The sequence below is a fragment of the Anaerococcus lactolyticus ATCC 51172 genome, from assembly GCF_000156575.1.
In the GTDB taxonomy this organism is placed as follows: domain Bacteria; phylum Bacillota; class Clostridia; order Tissierellales; family Peptoniphilaceae; genus Anaerococcus; species Anaerococcus lactolyticus.
Genome location: NZ_GG666046.1, coordinates 137,850 through 156,647, shown reverse-complemented (window position 1 = coordinate 156,647; position 18,798 = coordinate 137,850). Strand labels below are relative to the sequence as shown.

At 34.7% G+C, this 18,798-nt stretch carries 20 protein-coding genes and 1 tRNA gene; 3 read left to right on the top strand and 18 right to left on the bottom strand.

Annotated elements, in window-relative coordinates:
• The 3 genes from HMPREF0072_RS12450 to HMPREF0072_RS05325 all read right to left on the bottom strand — a co-directional run.
• The coding region (locus HMPREF0072_RS12450; RefSeq protein ID WP_004828025.1) for a glycogen/starch/alpha-glucan phosphorylase at window positions 1-864 on the bottom strand (864 nt) is incomplete at its 3' end.
• A 308-nt stretch (window positions 865-1,172) separates the two neighbouring features.
• The gene (locus tag HMPREF0072_RS05330; RefSeq protein ID WP_004828023.1) at window positions 1,173-1,775 is read right to left on the bottom strand and encodes a PB1 domain-containing protein; all 603 of its coding nucleotides are present in this window, start codon (window positions 1,773-1,775) and stop codon (window positions 1,173-1,175) included.
• Window positions 1,756-2,973: an AI-2E family transporter gene (locus HMPREF0072_RS05325; protein ID WP_004828021.1), complete on the bottom strand. Its 1,218-nt coding sequence runs from the start codon at window positions 2,971-2,973 to the stop codon at window positions 1,756-1,758. Before HMPREF0072_RS05325 ends, HMPREF0072_RS05330 begins: the two co-directional genes overlap by 20 nt.
• Before the next feature lie 106 nt (window positions 2,974-3,079).
• On the opposite strand from HMPREF0072_RS05325, the gene HMPREF0072_RS05320 reads away from it, so the two are divergent.
• Window positions 3,080-3,694, top strand: coding sequence for a thiamine diphosphokinase (locus HMPREF0072_RS05320; protein WP_004828020.1), 615 nt, complete (start codon window positions 3,080-3,082; stop codon window positions 3,692-3,694).
• 51 nt (window positions 3,695-3,745) lie between these two features.
• Here HMPREF0072_RS05320 and HMPREF0072_RS05315 read toward each other — a convergent pair whose 3' ends face one another.
• The 9 genes from HMPREF0072_RS05315 to HMPREF0072_RS05275 all read right to left on the bottom strand — a co-directional run bounded on the left by HMPREF0072_RS05315 (window position 3,746) and on the right by HMPREF0072_RS05275 (window position 11,829).
• The gene (locus tag HMPREF0072_RS05315) at window positions 3,746-4,972 is read right to left on the bottom strand and encodes an AI-2E family transporter (protein WP_004828018.1); all 1,227 of its coding nucleotides are present in this window, start codon (window positions 4,970-4,972) and stop codon (window positions 3,746-3,748) included.
• A 40-nt stretch (window positions 4,973-5,012) separates the two neighbouring features.
• Entirely contained in the window at window positions 5,013-5,471 is a 459-nt protein-coding gene (locus HMPREF0072_RS05310) for an Asp23/Gls24 family envelope stress response protein (RefSeq protein ID WP_004828016.1), read from the bottom strand.
• Between the two features lie 10 nt (window positions 5,472-5,481).
• Window positions 5,482-5,766 (bottom strand): DUF2273 domain-containing protein, encoded by a 285-nt coding sequence (locus tag HMPREF0072_RS05305; RefSeq protein ID WP_004828014.1) that lies wholly within the window; start codon window positions 5,764-5,766, stop codon window positions 5,482-5,484.
• Window positions 5,753-6,316 (bottom strand): alkaline shock response membrane anchor protein AmaP, encoded by a 564-nt coding sequence (gene amaP, locus HMPREF0072_RS05300; protein ID WP_004828012.1) that lies wholly within the window; start codon window positions 6,314-6,316, stop codon window positions 5,753-5,755. The genes HMPREF0072_RS05305 and amaP overlap by 14 nt, the downstream gene beginning before the upstream one ends.
• 43 nt (window positions 6,317-6,359) lie before the next feature.
• Window positions 6,360-8,282 carry a ribosomal protection-like ABC-F family protein gene (gene abc-f / locus HMPREF0072_RS05295; protein ID WP_004828010.1) on the bottom strand — a complete coding sequence of 641 codons (1,923 nt, stop codon included), beginning with the start codon at window positions 8,280-8,282 and terminating at the stop codon, window positions 6,360-6,362.
• Window positions 8,283-8,918, bottom strand: a complete 636-nt coding sequence (locus tag HMPREF0072_RS05290) for a redox-sensing transcriptional repressor Rex (protein WP_004828009.1) — start codon at window positions 8,916-8,918, stop codon at window positions 8,283-8,285.
• 3 nt (window positions 8,919-8,921) lie between these two features.
• Window positions 8,922-9,524 (bottom strand): hypothetical protein, encoded by a 603-nt coding sequence (locus HMPREF0072_RS05285; RefSeq protein WP_037326910.1) that lies wholly within the window; start codon window positions 9,522-9,524, stop codon window positions 8,922-8,924.
• Window positions 9,525-9,532: 8 nt separating this feature from the next.
• A complete protein-coding gene (gene typA, locus HMPREF0072_RS05280) occupies window positions 9,533-11,350 on the bottom strand; it encodes a translational GTPase TypA (RefSeq protein WP_004828005.1) in 1,818 nt (605 codons plus the stop codon).
• 101 nt (window positions 11,351-11,451) lie between these two features.
• Window positions 11,452-11,829 carry an ATP-binding protein gene (locus HMPREF0072_RS05275; RefSeq protein WP_004828003.1) on the bottom strand — a complete coding sequence of 126 codons (378 nt, stop codon included), beginning with the start codon at window positions 11,827-11,829 and terminating at the stop codon, window positions 11,452-11,454.
• A gap of 154 nt (window positions 11,830-11,983) precedes the next feature.
• Here HMPREF0072_RS05275 and rd point away from each other — a divergent pair, with 154 nt between their 5' ends.
• Window positions 11,984-12,139: a rubredoxin gene (gene rd, locus HMPREF0072_RS05270; protein WP_004828001.1), complete on the top strand. Its 156-nt coding sequence runs from the start codon at window positions 11,984-11,986 to the stop codon at window positions 12,137-12,139.
• Between the two features lie 48 nt (window positions 12,140-12,187).
• Here rd and HMPREF0072_RS05265 read toward each other — a convergent pair whose 3' ends face one another.
• The 5 genes from HMPREF0072_RS05265 to HMPREF0072_RS05245 form a co-directional block, all read right to left on the bottom strand.
• The gene (locus HMPREF0072_RS05265) at window positions 12,188-13,066 is read right to left on the bottom strand and encodes a hypothetical protein (RefSeq protein ID WP_004827999.1); all 879 of its coding nucleotides are present in this window, start codon (window positions 13,064-13,066) and stop codon (window positions 12,188-12,190) included.
• A 51-nt stretch (window positions 13,067-13,117) separates the two neighbouring features.
• Window positions 13,118-14,056 carry a YitT family protein gene (locus HMPREF0072_RS05260; RefSeq protein WP_004827997.1) on the bottom strand — a complete coding sequence of 313 codons (939 nt, stop codon included), beginning with the start codon at window positions 14,054-14,056 and terminating at the stop codon, window positions 13,118-13,120.
• A 120-nt stretch (window positions 14,057-14,176) separates the two neighbouring features.
• On the bottom strand, window positions 14,177-15,352 hold the full coding sequence (locus tag HMPREF0072_RS05255; RefSeq protein WP_039931165.1) for a coenzyme F420-0:L-glutamate ligase: 1,176 nt from the start codon (window positions 15,350-15,352) through the stop codon (window positions 14,177-14,179).
• 115 nt (window positions 15,353-15,467) lie between these two features.
• Window positions 15,468-15,848: a zinc ribbon domain-containing protein gene (locus HMPREF0072_RS05250; RefSeq protein WP_004827992.1), complete on the bottom strand. Its 381-nt coding sequence runs from the start codon at window positions 15,846-15,848 to the stop codon at window positions 15,468-15,470.
• A complete protein-coding gene (locus HMPREF0072_RS05245) occupies window positions 15,849-16,580 on the bottom strand; it encodes an NAD-dependent protein deacylase (RefSeq protein ID WP_004827989.1) in 732 nt (243 codons plus the stop codon).
• Window positions 16,581-16,791: 211 nt separating this feature from the next.
• Here HMPREF0072_RS05245 and HMPREF0072_RS05240 point away from each other — a divergent pair.
• Window positions 16,792-16,868, top strand: a tRNA-Pro gene (locus HMPREF0072_RS05240).
• 601 nt (window positions 16,869-17,469) lie between these two features.
• Here the strand turns inward: HMPREF0072_RS05240 and HMPREF0072_RS05235 are convergent.
• Window positions 17,470-18,795, bottom strand: coding sequence for an alpha-amylase family glycosyl hydrolase (locus HMPREF0072_RS05235; protein WP_004827987.1), 1,326 nt, complete (start codon window positions 18,793-18,795; stop codon window positions 17,470-17,472).
• Window positions 18,796-18,798 lie beyond the last annotated feature (3 nt).

The window sequence follows — 18,798 nt, the reverse complement described above, 5'->3', positions numbered from 1 at the left end:
TTCAAATTTAAGGTCTGTTGGGAAATCTCTCTTGTAAACTTCTACCATATCTTGGATAGATGCTGAACAGAAGAAGTATTGTTGTTTTAATCTTAATAGCTTTCCTGCTCTTTGCATATCATTTGGATATAAAACTCTGGTTATGTCTTCTGCCCTGTTTTTCTCAGCTACTGCATCATCGTATTCAAAGTTATTGAATTTTGCAAAGTCAAATTCTTCAAATGGTTCTGCTTGCCATAGTCTAAGGGTATTTACTACTCCATTTTCAAAACCTACTACTGGCATATCATATGGAACAGCCTTTACTTGTTGGTCCCTAAATTTAACGATTTTTGCGTCAGAGTCTACTCTGATTGACCAACCGTCACCATCTTTAATCCAGCTATCGCCGTGTTCAACTTGAAAGCCCTTTTCGATTTCTTGCTTAAAGATACCTTCACGATATCTTACACCATAACCTACTAGGCTTAAGTTTTGGCTAGCTGCTGAATCCATAAAGCAAGCTGCAAGTCTTCCTAGACCACCATTTCCTAGAGCTGCATCGTCTTCGTAATCTTCGATAGATTCGAAATCGATTCCGAGCTCTGAAAGTAAGTCTTTAACTTCTTCATAGATACCTAAGTTTATCAAGTTGTTACCAAGTGATCTACCAATTAAAAATTCTGCTGAAAGGTAGTAGGCCTTTCTTTCTTTTCTTGCTTTTGCCTTTGTTTCTCTCCAGTCTTTGTTAATAAGACCCATTATGGTAGCGCAAAGAGCATCATACCTATCTTTGTTTGAAGTATCTTCAAATCTCTTTAGGGTAATTCTTTGCAAATTTTCCATATAATGCTCGGCAAATTTGTCTTTTGCTAACTTATCCATCTTTCCTCCTATTGCATTTAGCCATATATTTTATTTACTATTTTATGTTTTTCTCGCTTGGGTTATCTTGTAATTTAAAAAAATAAATCTTTGCCAATAATTTCTAATAAATTGTTATAAATACAGGTCTTTATTTTTATAAATTACCTAGCTCGTTTTTATAACAAGTAGCCCCTCCATTACTATAGTATGTTTATTGATTTTATCAAGTTTTCTTAGCTTTGTTCATTATTTGTCAAGCTCTTAACCTTGCAATCACAAGGTTACGACATTTTTTTAACAAAGTAAAAAGAGTAGCTCTTACTACCCTATTTTTGTTTTGTAAAATATATTAAACCCGTATAAGTTCTTAGCTCTTTATAAAAATCCTCGAGGTAAAAACTGTGTCGCCTTCCCCAACTTGATACAACCACCTCATGCCTACCATCTTTCTCATTCATTTCTGTTATGCAAAGGCCATGGTGGCTCATTATATCGACTTTTTTTGATAGCCAATTTATCAAAATAACTGGTGTATCCTTTTTAAGTCCTTCGTTAATAAAAGAAATCATTTGGTCAAGGCTAAGCCTTTTTATCAAATTTCCTTCAAGTAACCTATAGGATAAATTTAATTCCAATTTATGGTTTATAATGTCGATTCTTTTTAATAAGGATTTTGCAGTCGGCACCCCATTTGCCTTTGGTCGGATTCTCTTATAAAAAGCGTATTGGACCTCATTGTAGGTGTCAAAATCAACTACTCCTTCTTTGAATAAATAGAAAAAGCAATTGGTAAAGGCAGTTACAACGCAAGACCTATCTCTAAAAAATTTTGATAAGCCTTCATACTTCAACCATTCCTGGTGACCACCGTAATATTTTTCTCCAGATCTTATTACGGGAACAAAGTCCCTACTCCTCGTAAGCTTCATCGTTAGTCTCTATGTCCTCTATCTTGTAAATTTTATCGCCCTTGGCAAGGAGTTTTTCTTCGTCAAAGCCCTTTTCTTCTAGCATGTGGTGGATTTTTTCGTGACTTAGGGTGTAGATTACAGACACGACTGGAATAGAAACCAGCATGCCCCAAACCCCAAAGAGCGATCCGCCTATAGTTACTGATGCCATTACCCAAACAGCAGGCAAGCCTATCTTATTACCAGCAATAGCAGGATAGATTACATTCTCCTGGATTTGCTGAATTATAAGGCTATAAGCCAAAAATATCAAGGATTTAACAGGCGACTCGATAAAAATTAATATTGTTGAAAAGGCTGTACCAAAAATCGGACCAAAAATCGGAATCAAATCTGAAAGTCCTACCACAATCGAAATCATAGCTGCATTTGGAAGTCTCATTACAAACATACCTACAAAGGTCAAAATTGAAAGGCAGATAACTGCTATGACCCTTGAAAACAAATAGTCTTTGAAAGTGTTATAGGATAAGGAAAAGACCTTATTTATATAGTCAGCCCTTTCTTCACTCATAAGGGCATACAAAATCCTAATTCCATTTATCTTTAACATACGTTTGTAGATTAAGATAAAAATCGAAAATACAAACATGGTAAAGACACCTATAACACCACTAGAAATCGAACCCATTAAGCTGGCTGCAGTTGAGAAAATATCACCCTTCCTGCCTTGCAAAAAAGTATAAACTGCATTTCTCACATTGTACCAACCAACTCCATAAAAAGTATTTTGAAACTTATTAGCAAAAGGCTCGGTGATTGGGTATTTTTTCAAAAGCCTATAAATCTCATCAACAAAGTCTGGCCACCTAATTGAAAAGGTGTAGACCACCTTGACTATAGATGGGACTAAGATGTTAATAAGGATTACAAGCGATGCTATCACAAGTATCCAAGATAATAATAGCGAACAGGTAGATATTATTTTTTTATGCTTGCCCGTCTTGTCGAAGTGGGCAAACTCACTTTCAAAAAAATTCATAGGGATACTTATTATAAAAGCTAGGGCCCCACCAAGGATAAAGGGTTGGATGACAAGGTAAAGCTTGCCAACTGCATCAGCCACATGTCCTATATAGTAGAGTCCAAAATATAACAAGATTCCACAAACAACAACTTTTAGCAAGTTTTTTGATTTTACGTCTAATTCTCTCATTTATTGCCTCTTATTCTAATTCTTATTCTAAGCTCTATTCTACCTTTTTTTGCAAAAATAGTTAGGAAGATGGATCATTAATGATATAATAAAATTAGGAGGAGCCATGAAAAGATGTTTTATTATAGGTGGTGGGGATTTTGATGGTTTTTATGATGAGATAAGATCAGAAGACCTCCTAATAACTGCCGACAAGGGTTATGACTATGCAAAAAAATCTAATCTTATACCAGACTACGCCATTGGGGATTTTGATTCTACAGAAAGACCGAACTTTAAAAATATAATTGTCCTAAATCCAATAAAAGATTTTACAGACACAGTCGCTGCTATCAATTTTGCCATAGAAAAGGGCTACAAGGACATAACAATATATGCCGGACTTGGAGGCAGGGAAAGCCACACAATCTCAAATATAAAATCCATGTTTTCCTACAAAAAAAAGGGGATTGATATAAGGCTTAAGGCTAAAGGCAAGGAAATTTTCCTACTTGATAAGGATTTTTCTTATAAATATAAGGGTGAAGATTTTTATGTTTCAATTTTTTCCCTCACCGAAAAATCAAAACTAGACATAGAGGGTCTTTTTTACGAATTAGATGATTACACAATGGCAAATGACGATGCCCTTGGCGTTTCCAACCAAACCAAGGGATTAGATTTTGAAATCAGGGTTAAAGAAGGAATCCTCCTTGTGATTTTTGAAAATTTTAACATTTAAAAAACTCTCCTTACTGGATCCTACATACAGGAAGTCAGTAAGAAGAGTTTTTTATTGATAATTTTCAATTCTTTCTTCTCTTAGTTCAATGAAGCTTTTGTTGGTCAATTTTTCTATTTCTTCATCGCTAATAGATTTTTCTTTCAGTTTTTTGGTTGTGTTATCCTCTAGAAGTGTGTAAAGGACTGTAGCTAGTGGGATAAAGGCTATCATACCGAATATTCCAAAAAGTCCCCCGCCGATTATTACCGATACAAAAATCCAAATAGGTGGAAGTCCTTGGTGTTTACCGATTACCAGCGGATAAAACAACTGCTGTTGGACATTTTGTAGGATTAAAATGAAAATCAAAAATACAAGAGCCTTGCCTGGAGAATAGGTGAAAATTAAAATTATACCTATTGATGTGGCTAAGAAGGCTCCAATATATGGAATCATATCAAAGGCACCCATGAGGATTGATATCATTCCTGCTGATGGAAGTCTTAAGACCCACATCCCAATAAAACACGCCACTCCAAGGGCTAGGCAGGATAAAATCCTAGTTTCTAAAAATCTAGCAAAGGAGTCATAGGAAAGTTTTGCCACATAAACAATTTGCCTAGCAGTTTTTTCGCTAAGGTTGGCAAAAACAAGTCTCGCTGCTCCATTTTTTAATTTCGTCTTATTCATTGACACATACAAGGAAAAAACAAATCCTATTGATAAGGATAGGATTCCCTGAGATACAGAATTTATTATAGATCCTGTTTTATTAATAAAATCAGAATCAGGTCTGAAAAAGTCTTGGAGAATCTTTGTGAAGCTATCACTTATCCTTTCAATATTGATTTCTTCAAGCCTTGTTACGATAAACTTACTCACATTTGTAAGCAATTTTGACCCATTTATAAAATCTATTAAGGAATTCATAAAGGCAGGGATATTTTCTGATATAACTCCTACAGCCCTTGATAATTCTGGTATCAATACAGTAAGGACTATAGTTACCATGGCGAAAAATATTATCCATGAAAGGATGAGAGAAAAACTTCTCCTTAATTTTTCATGCTTATCGTCCTTAAATATTTTTGTAAAAATTTCATCATGAAAAAAATTCATCGGAAGATTGATTATAAAAGCAATTACCAGTCCGTAAACTATGGGCCTAAAAACCTTATAGGTAGTGTCTAAAATTTCTCCAATCCTATCCAAATAGAAAAATCCATAAAATATACCTATTAATAAGATTCCGATGATAAAATATTTTCTTGTTTTTTCTTCAAATATTTCTTTCATACTCACCTCTTAAAAAAGGGCCCAAACTAGGCCCTAAGCTTTAGTACTCATTTTGTTTTTTTTCATTTTCCTTAACTGATTGTTGCTTTTCTTGGTACTCTTTTCTAGTTAAGACATCAACAACGTCCACATTCACAGTTACCACATCAAGGCCAGTCATTTCCTTAACATTTTGGCTGACTGCCTTTTGAATATCATTAAAAATCTGGCGAGCATTTTTTCCATACTCAATTATAACATCCAAGTTGATTTTCGCTTCTTTTTGTCCAACTTCAACATTTACACCAGCTGTGCTCCTGTCTGTAGAGCCAAAAAATGAACCGATGGAATCAGCAATGTTCCCCTTCATATCAAGGATGCCGTCCACATTATTAATGGCAATTCTTGCAATTTTTGCCACAACCTTATCTTGGATTATCAATTTAGATTCTTCATATCCTAGTTCTCTACCATCGTTAAGGTCTTTTGTTATTTCTTCTTTATTTAAATTTTCTGTCATTGCCTACTCCTTAATTTAAAATTTTCCTAATTACTTGAAGCACTCTTACATCTTTATCAAAATAAGCTCCTACTAAATAGCCAATAATCATGACCACCCATATGCCCAAGGTTTTGAAAAAACCAAAGTTAAATAGGCACACCAAAGTTAAAAAGCTAATAATAAGTGAGTTTACCTTGCCCTTATTGGTTCGATAGAATTTAAAAAGAGTTGCCTTGTTCTTTTCCCTAATATCAAGTTTTCTCATCTCCACATCTACCATGCTAGGGTCTTTGCTTTTCTTAATATCTTCCATTGCGTCTTACTTCTATTTCTTTCTTATCTAGCTTTAAATCAAGCCTTATATCGTCTAATCCTGTAAAATCTTTAAGATTTTTACTTATTTCTTCCCTCATTTTTTCTGCAAGAGCTTTTAGGTCTTCGCCACCATAATAATCCACAAGAGCCTTCGCTTCTATTCTCTCGTTTTCAATAATGACAGCCTTAGCCTTTAGCATTTTCACATCAAAAAACTTATTTACTGACCTTTCAATCACAGCCTCTAAAGATCTTCTAGTAAGGAGAATACTGCCCTTTTCATCTTCAATAAGGACATCAAAACCCATATTAGAATTTTGCTTAAGTACGATAAGCAAAACTATTGCAAAGCCTATGAGTAAGATGCCTACAGCCATGAAAAATATTTGAACAAAGGCTTCATTAGACACTAGCCTATAGAGATATTCATTGTAGACAAAGGCTTCAAAAACAGCCTGGCCGTCAATTCCAAATGCCAAGAACAAGGCCCCCAAGAGGACTACAACTATTAACATAAAAGAATAAAGAAATCTCATTATTTTTCCCATAATAATCTCCTTAGTAATTAATACCCGCTTTAAACTTAATCAATCATTCTTCAAGTTCCATATTAAGGTTGAGCCATTCTTCATCAAGGTCATCCCTCATATCCTCGAGGTCTTTCATTTCCCTAAAAACTTCGGCTACCCTTGCCTGATCATCGTAAAAACCTTCTGCCAGGCTTTCTTTGGTCAAATCTTTAATCTTTTTATCAATCTCTTCCATATCCTTTTCGATTGACTTAATTTTATTCTTTATAGCCCTGATTTCATCTCTCTTAAGCTTTTCTTTTTTTCTTTCTTTCTTGATTTGAGTCTTTGTGACTGTGGCCTTTTCCTCCTCAGTCATATTCATTTCCCTGAGTTTTTCTTGGTAATAATTGTAGTTACCCAAGTAAAGGTCCATCCTATCGGACTTCATATCCAAAATTTTTGAGGCGACCTTATTTAGAAAATACCTGTCGTGGGATATTATCAAAAGTGTGCCTTCAAAATCAAGAACGGCATCTTCTAATATTTCCTTGCTATCAATGTCCAAGTGGTTGGTCGGTTCATCCATCAAAATAAAATTACAATCAGAAATCATTAGTTTAAGTAGTGATATTCTCGCCCTTTCTCCACCAGATAATTCAGAAATTTCCCTAAAAACATCTGTATCGTAAAACATAAATTTGGCTAGGTAGGATCTGATTTCAAAGTTGGTTAGCATTGGAAAGGCATCTCTAATTTCATCAAAAATTGTGTTTTCAAGGTTTAAAGACTTTTGTTCCTGGTCAAAATAGCCCACATTTACAGACTCACCCATCTTGGCTTTTCCTCCATCTTGGAAGAGTTCGCCTAAGACAATCTTAAATAGGGTGGTCTTTCCGACTCCATTATCTCCAATGATGGCCGCCCTTTCATTCCTATAGATGTCGAAAGAAATATTTTTAAAAATTTCCCTACCTTCAAAAGACATTCTCAAGTCTTCAACCTTAAGGACATCCATCCCCGATTGGATTCTTGGTGTGAATTTAAGGTTCATGGTGTCGGCAAGTTCTATCGGTTTTTCAATTCTTTCCATCTTATCTAGGAGTTTTTGCCTAGACCTTGATTGGGAAATACCTCTTTTTCTCTTAGAGCCGCCCAGATTTTTTAGCCTATCGATGATTTCCTCTTGTCTTTCGATTTCTTTTTGCTGACTTTTGTATTGGTGGATTCTGACTTCCCTATCTTTTTTCCTCTTATCCATAAAAACTGTATAGTTTCCAGAATAAGTTGACAGTTTGCCATGTTCAAGAACCATCATCCTATTTACTGTGGCGTCCAAAAAATACCTGTCGTGGGAAATAATTATAGCAGTTCCCTTGTAGTTTTTGATGAAATTTTCAAGGAAATTTATTGCCTTTATGTCAAGGTGGTTGGTTGGCTCATCAAGCAAGAGTAAGTCTGGTTTTTCTAGCAAAAGCCCAGCTAGTTCTACCCTCGCCTTTTGCCCACCAGATAAATCAGAAATCTTTTTATTAAAGTCAGCCTTATCAAAACCCATGGCAGAAAGGGTTCCTTCAAGTTCACTTTCAATGGCATAGCCATTTTCACTATGATAGCTTTCAGATTTTCTTGTGTACTCATCCATAATTGCGGCTAGCTTGTCAGGGTCAGTTTCTGTGCTCATCTTTTTTTCAAGATCCCTAATTTCGCTTTCAAGCTTAATTAGTCCCTCAAAAACTGACAAACAATAATCATAGATGGTCATATTAGAATCAAGGCTTAGGATTTGCTCCAAATACCCCACTTTTATATCTTGAGGTATAAAAACTTTCCCATCGTCAGCCCTGAGTCTACCTGTTAGAATATTAAAAAGGGTAGACTTGCCAGCACCGTTTAGTCCAACAAGTCCTGCCTTATCTCCCTTTTCTAAATTGAAACTTAGGCCATCAAATATCACCTTATTGGGATAAGACTTAGCTAAGTTCGATACATTAAGTACATTCATCTAAAAAATAAAATCCTCTGGGGAATTCATAAAATATGTTAAAGTGAATAGCGATTCATCAAGGTGGACAGATTCTATAACAGCCCCATTAGATACCTTCAAATCAACAGGTGAGAAGTTCCAAATTCCCTTAACTCCACCCTTGCATAAAATATCTGCCACTTCCTGAGCCGCTTGTTTTGGTGTGGCAATTATACCGATATCAATCTTATTGTTAGCTAAAAATTCTGGCAAATCATTTACATCTCTTACCTTAAGATTGGAATCAGAAAGAGTCTTTGCCTCAATATCAAAAACAGCTTCAAATTCATAACCCAAGTCCCCAAAAGACTTGTATTGGTAAAGGGCATGACCAATGTTACCATAACCAACAAGAATTATTTTATAATCCTTATCAACACCAATAATCTTAGATAATTCATCAATAAGTTCTTTTACATTATAGCCATAGCCTTGTTGACCGAAACAGCCAAAATGATTTAAGTCTTGTCTAATTTGGCTAGCTGTAAGACCTGTTATGTCTGATAACTCTTTAGATGATACCCTAATTATTCCCTTTTCATTTATGCTTTCTAGGTACCTATAATACTTAGGAAGTCTTTTGATTACAGATAAAGAAATATTTTGTTTTGTCATAAATTAAATCTCCGATTCTTCTTCCTCTCCATCATTTAAGATATGAGAATTTAGTATTTGCCTATCCTCATCGCTTAGACTGTCGTTATTGTTATTATTATCAATCTCAGCAATAATACTGTCTAGCTTTTCATCCCTAATTTTTCTTAACTCTTCTTCGCTAAGCTCCACTTTTTCTTCTGTTTCTTCTATTTCTTTCTTATCCCTTAAAGAAATCACATTGAAAAGTTGGATAAAATAAACAACTACCAAGCTTGAATAAAATATCAGTTGGTTATTAGCTAGGAAGAAATCGTTATTTATAACAATCTTCCTAGGAAGCACCCTTATAAAGATAGCCAAGGCCGATAGACCATGGATTGATAAGAATGCAAAGGCTATGCTGGTTATAACAGCAAGCAGAATGGAAAGTCCCCTAGCATTTTTATTTAAAAGTACATCAAAGGAAAAAACAAGCATTCCTATCCATGATCCTAAAAATAAAATATACCAGCAAAGACTTAAAACCCATCCATTAGCGAATCTTTGTGAAATAGTTAAGAGAAATAAGATCATGATAAGAAAGACTAGAATTTTACTAATCCTTCTCTCAAACTTATTTTCCATAGCCACTCCTATTTTTTAGACTTATACCTCTTTTGGGCATCTAGGATTTTCTTTCTAATCCTTAGGTTATGAGGGGTAATTTCAATTAATTCATCCTCTTCGACAAATTCCATCATTTCCTCTACACTCATCTTTTTAGCTGGTGTAAGAATGATTGCATCGTCGCTTCCACTTGCCCTAGTATTAGTCATTTTTTTCTTTTTACAAATATTTACATCTATATCAAGGCCCTTAGCGTTTGAACCTACAACCAAACCTTCGTAGATTTCTTCACCAGGTTCGATAAATAATTGGCCCCTAGATTGGGCAGCGTTTAAACCATAGGCTGTTGCAAGACCTTTTTCTGTAGCAATTAAGCTGCCTAGAGGTCTTCTTTCAAGGTCACCCTTGTATCTGTCATAGCCTTCAAATTCGGTATTTAAAATACCTGTACCCTTGGTATCGGTCATAAATTCTGTCCTATATCCAATAAGACCCCTTGCAGGAATCCTAAAAATCAATCTGGTATAACCAGAAGCAGATGGGTGCATATCAATCATCTCACCCTTTCTACGACCGAGTTTTTCTATAACTGATCCTGTATATATTTGATCAACGTCCACAGTTGCAATCTCGATTGGTTCAAGCTTTTTGCCATTTTCATCAGTTTTAAACATTACTTCTGGTTTTGAAACTTGAAATTCATAACCTTCACGTCTTAAGTTTTCTATAAGAACTGATAGGTGGAGTTCGCCCCTACCTGAAACCTTGAAGGCTTCAGTTGTTTCTGTTGGTTCAACCCTAAGGGAAACATCAGTTTCAGCTTCCTTAAATAGCCTATCTCTAATATGCCTACTTGTGACATACTTACCATCACGACCTGCAAATGGTGAATCATTTACAGAAAAAGTCATGGAAAGAGTTGGCTCAGAAATTTTTGTAAATTCAATAGGTTCGTGGTCAGCTTCAGTACCGATAGTATCACCAATTCCAATATCTTCCATACCAGAAATAGCTACAATCGAACCAAATTTAGATTCTTCAACCTCAACCCTATTTAGACCATCAAATTCATAAATAGTTACGACTTTAGATTTAACTAACCTGTCCTTTTCGTTATAATTAGTAATAACTGCTGGAGCATTTTTCCTAATAGTTCCACATTCCACCTTACCTATAGCAATAGTGCCTAGGTAGTCATTATAATCTGTTGTTGAAACCAAAACCTTAAACTCATCTGTATCAGGTGCTTCAAAGGCTGGTGTGTATTCTATTATAATATCAAGAAGGTCAGTCATATCCTCCTTAACTACGCCCTTTTCAAGACTAGCCCAACCTTGTTTTGCTGAAGCATAGACAAAGGGACTTTCAAGGTAAGACTCATCTGCATTCAAAGAAATAAATAAGTCTATAATTTCATCTTCAACTTCATCAATTCTTTGATCAGGTCTGTCTACCTTATTGATACAGATTATAGCAGGAAGTCCCAATTCAATAGCCTTCTTAAGTACAAACTTAGTTTGTGGCATTGGTCCTTCGTGGCTGTCTACTACAAGAACAACCGACTCTGCCATATTTAGTACCCTTTCTACCTCTCCACCGAAATCGGCGTGGCCAGGAGTATCTATAATATTAATTTTCATGTCTTTATAAGATACGGCAGTATTCTTTGCAAGAATTGTGATTCCTCTTTCTTTTTCTATGGTATCAGAATCCATAACTCTTTCTTTTACTGCTTCATTTTCTCTAAATAAACCTGATGTTTTTAGTAGGCCGTCTACAAGTGTTGTTTTTCCGTGGTCTACGTGGGCAATTATTGCTACATTTCTAACATCTTCTCTTATCATTCAATCCTTCTTTCATGCTAACAAATTCTATCAATATATTATACCTAATGTGAATTAATTATCAATAAATGGCAAATAAAAACATCCTCTAAAGGATGTTGTTAAGAATTTCGTATAAGACAAGCAATGGTGGATTTATTTATAATTACCCTATCTGATAGTTTTTTTACAAGGTCAATGCCCCTACCAGATTCAGAAAATTTTTCAGCTTCTTTCATAAACTTAATGCCAGAACCTTCGTCTTTAACCTTTATTAATATGTAAGCTTCGTCAAAGACTATGGAAATTTCTATAAGCCTGTCCTTATCTTTCTTATTGCCATGCTTATAGGAATTTGCCGTTAATTCATCCAGTATTAGCCTTAGCCTAAAAATTTTACCTTCCTCGTAATAATGCTTTCTAAGGCAATCTATAAACCCATCCCTAAATTTTTTTAATTCTTTAAGGTCAGAATGTATGACCGTCCTAATTATTTCCATCACTTGCTCCTAAAGGATTAATACCCCTTTTTTTATTTTCCTATCATTTTAATCACAAACCAAATTCTTTAGACTAATTCTAAAAAATTCTGTTTAAAATTTCAAATCTGTGGTATAATAAAAACATAGTAGATTATGAAAGGAGACAATTTTAATGAAATACGTATGTACAGCATGTGGATACATTTACGATCCAGCTGAAGGTGATGTTGATAACGGTATAGAGGCCGGTACAGAATTTGCTGATCTTCCAGAAGATTGGGTATGCCCAGTTTGTGGTGTTGGCAAAGACATGTTCGAAGCTGAATAAAAATAATAAAAATTAGAGGCCAAGTGGCCTCTTTTATTTTGTAAAAATTTATTTCTTTTTTCTGCGTTTATCTCTTTTTTCATTATTCCTAATTACAATTCCTATCACAACTATTAGAGAAATTATAAAAATTAGGGCAATGATTATTATTGGATTTTCTAAGAAAAAAACTTCCTCATCTTCTCCATCTATAGGATTTAATGCCAAAATCTGACTCCTATCATCAGCATCATCTTCTTCCCTATCTGGTTTTACTTCAAGAAGAATTTTTTTCTTTTTCTCTGGTATATCTTCATCAAGTTTTTCTTGATCAATTGAGCTAGGCCTATTTTCGCTTATAGACTTAATCTTATCAGCTGCCTCATTTTCAAGTTTTTTTCTTTGCTGTTCTGTAGTGGCAGCTTGGATTTTTTTATTATAATCTTTTAAAACTTGCTCAGTTTTTTTGCTTACATCCTTAACTTTAACACTAGCCTTATTATCAGTACTTATGCTTGTCTGCATCTCAGCTAAGGCTTTGGATAGGTTTGAGTTTTTGTCTAACTTACTAACCAAGTCATCAACTACCTTTTCTATCCTCTCCATATCTGGATTTTGAGCCTTATCAGGAGCCTGAGCCTTAGGATCTACTGGAGCTTCCCTCCTATCCTTGTAGGCTGAATCTTCTTTTTTGTTATCTGCTGGCTTCACATCGTCTTTTTTATTTGGATCTGGCTTTGCATCAGCCTTATTTTCTTCTTTTTTTGCCGAATCTTTTGGGTTTTCCTCAGGTTTTGAAACTGGAGCTACGCTTTCAGTTATGATTATCTTTTCTCCGGCCTTTTGATTAGGACCATCTTTGCCTTGTTGATCATTTGATGCAAAACTAGTCAAGGGCAGAATGAATGTAAAAAAGCTTATTAATAAAATTTTTATTTTTTTTTGCATCTCAAATCACCTTCCTACTAGTATTTTACCCGTATGGAATGGTTTAGACAATCACTCGTCACTATCAAGGCTATCATCTGACGAATACCAACCCTTACCAATTATTGATGAGGTATTTAGGATGGTAATAAAAGAGTATGGGTCGATTTTTTTGATAAATGACCTAAACTTAGCAGATTCAAAGGTGCTTGTCACACAAAAGAATACCGAAATATTTGTACCTCTATAAAGACCTCTAGCATCAACTATGGTAGCAGACCTATTTAATTCTTTCTTTATAAAGTTTCCAATCTCTTCAGTCTTTGATGTGATTATGATAAAGAGTTTGGCTGTATTCATTTGCCCAATAATCATGTCAACAAATATCCCCTTCATCATAAGACCTAGAATAGAGAAAAGTCCGATTTCTATGCCGAATATCTTAATAGATGCAATTGTAAATAAAGAATCTACCACCAAAAGTGACTTACCTACTTCAAGTGATGTGTATTTTTTCATAATCATCGCTATGATATCTGTACCACCAGATGAGGCTGCAAGATTAAATAAGATAGCTGAACCCACTGATGACATAAGTAGAGTGAAAATCAACTCAAGCATCTTATTGTCGGTAAGGGAGCCGTTAATTGGAAAAACTCTCTCCAAGGCAAGGGCTGTAAGGGAATTTAGGATGGCAACATAGCCAGTCCTAATTGTAAATTTCTTTCCAATCACAAAAAATCCTATTACAAGTAACACTACGTTATAAAAAAGTGTTAACTGTGGTCGATTGAAGGGCACAAACATTGAAGTAATAATACTCATCCCCTCCACTCCTCCTATTACAAAGGAGTTTGGATATTTAAAAAAGTGAGTTCCACATGCCATAAGTATGGCTGCAAAGCTCATCCAGAATAACTTGTACTCTCTAGTTTTTACATTGCGTTCATCAATATTTCTAATCGGCTGGTTACTTTTCTGACCTTGGTCAAAAGATTCATCAGTTTTCAAATCTACTCTCCATCTTAATAAAATTTACAATTAATGTATGTATCAATTATACAATGAACCAACTTTTATGCTAGTCGCCCAGCCAAAGTTGGTTCATTTTTTTCAAATATTTATTTTTACCTAGTCGTTTGAATAATTATCAAAGTATCCTTGAATTAAAACAACAGGTGTACCCTTATCTCCAGAGCCTGAAATCAAGTCAGATAGTGAACCTAAAAGGTCTGTAATCTGTCTAGGTGTAGTACCTAGTCTCTTATTAGAGTCAGTGTTTTTATCCTTATTTCTAACTAATTTCTTAAATTCTTCTGCAGCTTCTTCGCTAGAAAGTTCTGACAAATCATTGTCTGCTACATATTTTAATTTAAGTTCATATGGTGTACCTGTAAGTCCATCAGTAAATCCTGGTGAAACAACAGGGTCTGCAAGTTCCCAAATATGACCTACTGGATCTTTGAAAGCTCCATCTCCGTAAACCATAACCTCAACGTGTTTGCCAGTTTCATCGATAAGTCTCTTTTGAACCTTATTAACAAAATCTTGAGCATTTCTTGGGAATAGCTTAACAACATTACCTGTAGAAAGGTTTGAACCCAATAGACCGTAGTCTGGGTTAAAGCCTGAACCATCAACAGATTCTGTAAGAATTTCATCAAGTTTCAAAACCTTCTTAGCCCCAGCTTCTACAAGTTGTCTTTTTACAATATTTCTAGTATGAATTGATGCAACCAAAATATTATCTGTAAACTTAAGAGCATCTACAGGATTATTTAAGAAATGAATTTCAGAATTCTTAGCGATTTCTCTATAAAACTCAGGATAATCCATCTCAGTGAAAAGATGCTTATAATCTCCAGCTACCTTCCTAAATTCTTCAAGACTTAATACATCAGTATAAGCATTAATATCAGAATTAAAAAGATCCATCTCATCCATAACAAGGTTTCCAACCTCATCAGATGGGTAAGATAAACAAATGTGAAGCTTCTTGCCTGATAGGGCAAAAGCCTTAAGTAAGATTGAGAATCTGTTTCTTGATAAGATTGGGAATAATATAGCAACCTCATCATTATCAAACTTATTTGCAAAATCCTTAGCAATTTGCTCAATTGATGCATAATTACCTTGGCTTCTTGCAAGAAGTGATTCAGTGATGGCTACTACATCCTTATCACGAAGCTTAACTTCTTCTCTAGCTACTTCTTCAACAATATCACCGACAATTTGTACTAAATCGTCACCTTTTTTGACAATTGGTGCCCTAAGGCCCATTGCAACAGTTCCTATTAATCTTGGCATATTTTTCTCCCCTTTCATGCAAATTATACAACCTAATAAAAAGAATTTAAATACTAAAATGAAAAAAATTTTAAATTAATTTATATTCCTAAAAAAACTAAAAAATGCTAAAAGTTTAGCTTTTAGCATCAAATTTTTCCTTACACTTCGGGCATCTAACCTTGATTTTACCCTTATTTTTGGGAATTCTTAACTTTTGTCCACAAGATGGACAAGAAATATACTCAAAGCCGTCATCCCTTGAATTACCTTGCTTGGTTTTATCTTTATTGAAAATATTTTTAACAGGATCAATAACATTTTCAACAAAAATTTGATTTTCTTGACTTCTTTTAAGAATATTTGTAGACATAGTCCTATAAATGGCATAAATTACAATAAAAGAAGAAATGCCATTCAAAACTGTAGACTTCATAAAATAAGCCACAACAACCGCAACAATAGCGATCCAAACTAAAAATATTCCGTACTCATCAATACCGTATTTTTTTTGCACCTAATCACCTACTAACCTATCCATAATATCTGCAATATCGCCCTTAATAACATAGTCTGCTATTCCATCACGTGGAGTAGTCTCCTTATTAATCAAAACTAATTTATTACCCCTATAAAAATCTATAAGCCCAGCCGCTGGATAAACCACAAGGCTAGTGCCACCGACAATCAAAACATCAGCCTGGGCAATAAGATTAACTGCATAAGAGATATTATTTTGATCAAGTCCCTCACCATAAAGAACAATATCAGGTCTTACAATACCACCACACTCATCACAATGAGCCTCGGCTGGGAATTTTTTCACATAGGCAAGATCAAAATTCTTATGACAGTTCACACAATAATAATCCCTCAAATTTCCATGAAGCTCTATAACATTTTTGCTGCCTGCCTCTTGGTGAAGACTATCAACATTTTGAGTGATTACAGCCTTAAGTTTTCCCATCTTTTCTAGCTTTGCCAAGACGTAATGGGCCTTATTTGGCTTAATCCCATCAATCATCAAGTTTTCCTTGCAATAGGTCATAAACTCATCAGGATGGTCGATGAAAAATTCATGACTTAGCATATATTCTGGAGAATACTTAGAATCGTTCTTTCTGTTATAAAGACCGGTCGCAGACCTAAAATCAGGCACGCCAGAAGCAGTAGAAACACCAGCACCTCCAAAAAAGACTATATTATTAGAATCATTAATGATTTTTTTTACTTCATTAAGAGTATCCATAAAACTCACTTCCTATCTAATATCATTATAATCTTTTAAGTTTGACTTACAAGGAAACGACAAATAGATTTTACAAAATAAAGCAAATGTGGTATCATACAAATAGACTTTAGAAAAAAGAATCCTAAAAACAAAAAGAATTTCAAATAAAATCAAGTAAAAAATTTGACAAAGGATTTTTAATATAGTATATTAAAATAGTCAGTGATGACGGGGTGTGGCGCAGCTTGGTAGCGCGCGTGTTTTGGGAACATGAGGTCGAAGGTTCGAATCCTTTCACCCCGACCATAGATTAACAACCAACTAGGTTGTTTTTTATTGTCCTAAAAAATTAATAGCTTTTATACAAATCAGCAACTCATAGTAGTTGCTTTTTTTGTTGGAATCTCTTCGGCTTTGAGAAGGTGAGGCTCGAAGGTTCGAATCCTTTCACCGTTAAATACCCCTTGATTTGGGGTATTTAACCGAAAACTAGCGCGAGAGCGCGGAGAAGTTTGCGAAGCAAACGTGTTTTCGTCCGACCATTTAAATTAGCAACATCAGTTGCTTTTTTTATTTCCCTAAAAATTAAGAAACTTTTTATACAGAACAAGCAACTCATAGTAGTTGCTTTTTTTGTTGGAATCTCTTCGGCTTTGAGAAGGTGAGGCTCGAAGGTTCGAATCCTTTCGTCCGACCATTAAATTACAACCATTGGGTTGTTTTTTTATTGCCTGAAAATTAAGAACTTTTATAAAAATTTGCAACCATTACGGTTGCTTTTTTGTTGCCTCCAACATTTATATATTTTATATATAACAACTTAGCTTAAATTTTGGTTTTATCTTTTTTTCAAAAAAATCCAACCCTTCTCAAAATGTCTGGGTTGGATTTATCTTTTTCATATGCTCTACAATTCAACAATTACAGCTTGGTAAGCGTCTAGGATTTCTGGGTCATAGTCTGGGTTGTTGTTTTGAATTACCTTTCCATCCTTTATGAGCTCGGTGATTTTTTCGTCTAGCTCATAGAAGTCATCGCTTAAATTTATTAGGACTACAAAGGCTTTGTCTTTGTAGGTTCTCTTGTAGGCGTAGACTGTTTCGTCTATTGATAGGAGTTCATAGTCTCCTAGGCCAAAGGTTGATTCTTTTTTTCTTAGCATGATTATGTTATACATGTAGAAGAAAAATGAGTCGCCATGTTTTAGGTAATCCTTGTAGTTGTTGTCATAGTGGATCATTGTTCCATAGTAATTTTTCACTTCGGAAAATCTTCCAAGGATGGAGTTATCCCATCTTAGGGGAATTTTGGCTGAGAAGTTGGTCTCTCTTTTTATTTTATTGAAGGCTTCTTCCGAATCTAGACCATCTTTTAGGTATAAATTATAAATCGCTTTGATTTTCTCATCATTTATACCGTCCATGTCTACTTCATATTCGCTTTTAGCTTCGATTTCAGTGCCTTGGTAAATAAAAGGAATAGTTTTTAGGCTAAAGAGCATTGTGGCTAGAGCTTCTGATAGGGGTCTAACTTCTTCGTCATGGTCTAAAATTTTTTCTAATAGTCTTGGACTTGCAAAGTTGTCCAAATCCATGCCTGCCGGTATTTTTTCGCTTAATTTTTGAACTCGATCTATGAAGTTATAAAATTCCTTGTAGGAGTTAGGCTCTTTTACAAGACTGTTAGCTTTTGAAAAATAGGCCATATCTACCATGTCATCCTTTACCAAGTCTGGATTATCAAAGCCACCTATAAATATTAATTCAAGCTCATCTGTTAGTTCCTTGATTGCTGCAATTAATTCTTTTGCGTCATTTTCATTTTTCTCAAATAGGCAATCTAAGTTTTTAATTCTGATGCCCTTAATCCCAGTTTCTTTCCAATATTTTATAAGGTCTATTAATCTTTCTTTTAAGTTATCCCCATAGGATGCTAGGAGGTCTTTGCTATCGAAGTCTAATAGAATTTTAATTCTTATATATTTTCCTTTTTCACAAATAGCCTTTATATCTTCTATATCTCCCAATTCTTCTTTGATTTTATAGTAATCAACTTTGCCAGAATTTTCTTTGAAAACTTGGTTGATCAAGACGTAGTTTGCCCCAAGTTGGGATATGATTGTAAGCTTACTCCTAAGACCCTCTAGGTCGCCAATGCCATCTGAGTTTGAGTCTATAAAAGATTCTGGATAGGCTTCGTAATAAGTCGATTTTTTTTCTTTGTTTTCTAACATATG

Bases quoted from the DNA above. Each gene is read 5' to 3' on its own strand.
- HMPREF0072_RS05255 (WP_039931165.1), bottom strand. From the start codon at position 15,352: ATGCCAAGATTAATAGGAACTGTTGCAATGGGCCTTAGGGCACCAATT.
- HMPREF0072_RS05330 (WP_004828023.1), bottom strand. From the start codon at position 1,775: ATGAAGCTTACGAGGAGTAGGGACTTTGTTCCCGTAATAAGATCTGGA.
- HMPREF0072_RS05320 (WP_004828020.1), top strand. From the start codon at position 3,080: ATGAAAAGATGTTTTATTATAGGTGGTGGGGATTTTGATGGTTTTTAT.
- abc-f (WP_004828010.1), bottom strand. From the start codon at position 8,282: ATGAATGTACTTAATGTATCGAACTTAGCTAAGTCTTATCCCAATAAG.
- HMPREF0072_RS05310 (WP_004828016.1), bottom strand. From the start codon at position 5,471: ATGACAGAAAATTTAAATAAAGAAGAAATAACAAAAGACCTTAACGAT.
- HMPREF0072_RS05235 (WP_004827987.1), bottom strand. From the start codon at position 18,795: ATGTTAGAAAACAAAGAAAAAAAATCGACTTATTACGAAGCCTATCCA.
- HMPREF0072_RS05290 (WP_004828009.1), bottom strand. From the start codon at position 8,918: ATGACAAAACAAAATATTTCTTTATCTGTAATCAAAAGACTTCCTAAG.
- HMPREF0072_RS05285 (WP_037326910.1), bottom strand. From the start codon at position 9,524: ATGGAAAATAAGTTTGAGAGAAGGATTAGTAAAATTCTAGTCTTTCTT.
- HMPREF0072_RS05325 (WP_004828021.1), bottom strand. From the start codon at position 2,973: ATGAGAGAATTAGACGTAAAATCAAAAAACTTGCTAAAAGTTGTTGTT.
- HMPREF0072_RS05275 (WP_004828003.1), bottom strand. From the start codon at position 11,829: ATGGAAATAATTAGGACGGTCATACATTCTGACCTTAAAGAATTAAAA.
- HMPREF0072_RS05265 (WP_004827999.1), bottom strand. From the start codon at position 13,066: ATGCAAAAAAAAATAAAAATTTTATTAATAAGCTTTTTTACATTCATT.
- typA (WP_004828005.1), bottom strand. From the start codon at position 11,350: ATGATAAGAGAAGATGTTAGAAATGTAGCAATAATTGCCCACGTAGAC.
- rd (WP_004828001.1), top strand. From the start codon at position 11,984: ATGAAATACGTATGTACAGCATGTGGATACATTTACGATCCAGCTGAA.
- HMPREF0072_RS05315 (WP_004828018.1), bottom strand. From the start codon at position 4,972: ATGAAAGAAATATTTGAAGAAAAAACAAGAAAATATTTTATCATCGGA.
- amaP (WP_004828012.1), bottom strand. From the start codon at position 6,316: ATGGGAAAAATAATGAGATTTCTTTATTCTTTTATGTTAATAGTTGTA.
- HMPREF0072_RS05245 (WP_004827989.1), bottom strand. From the start codon at position 16,580: ATGGATACTCTTAATGAAGTAAAAAAAATCATTAATGATTCTAATAAT.
- HMPREF0072_RS05305 (WP_004828014.1), bottom strand. From the start codon at position 5,766: ATGGAAGATATTAAGAAAAGCAAAGACCCTAGCATGGTAGATGTGGAG.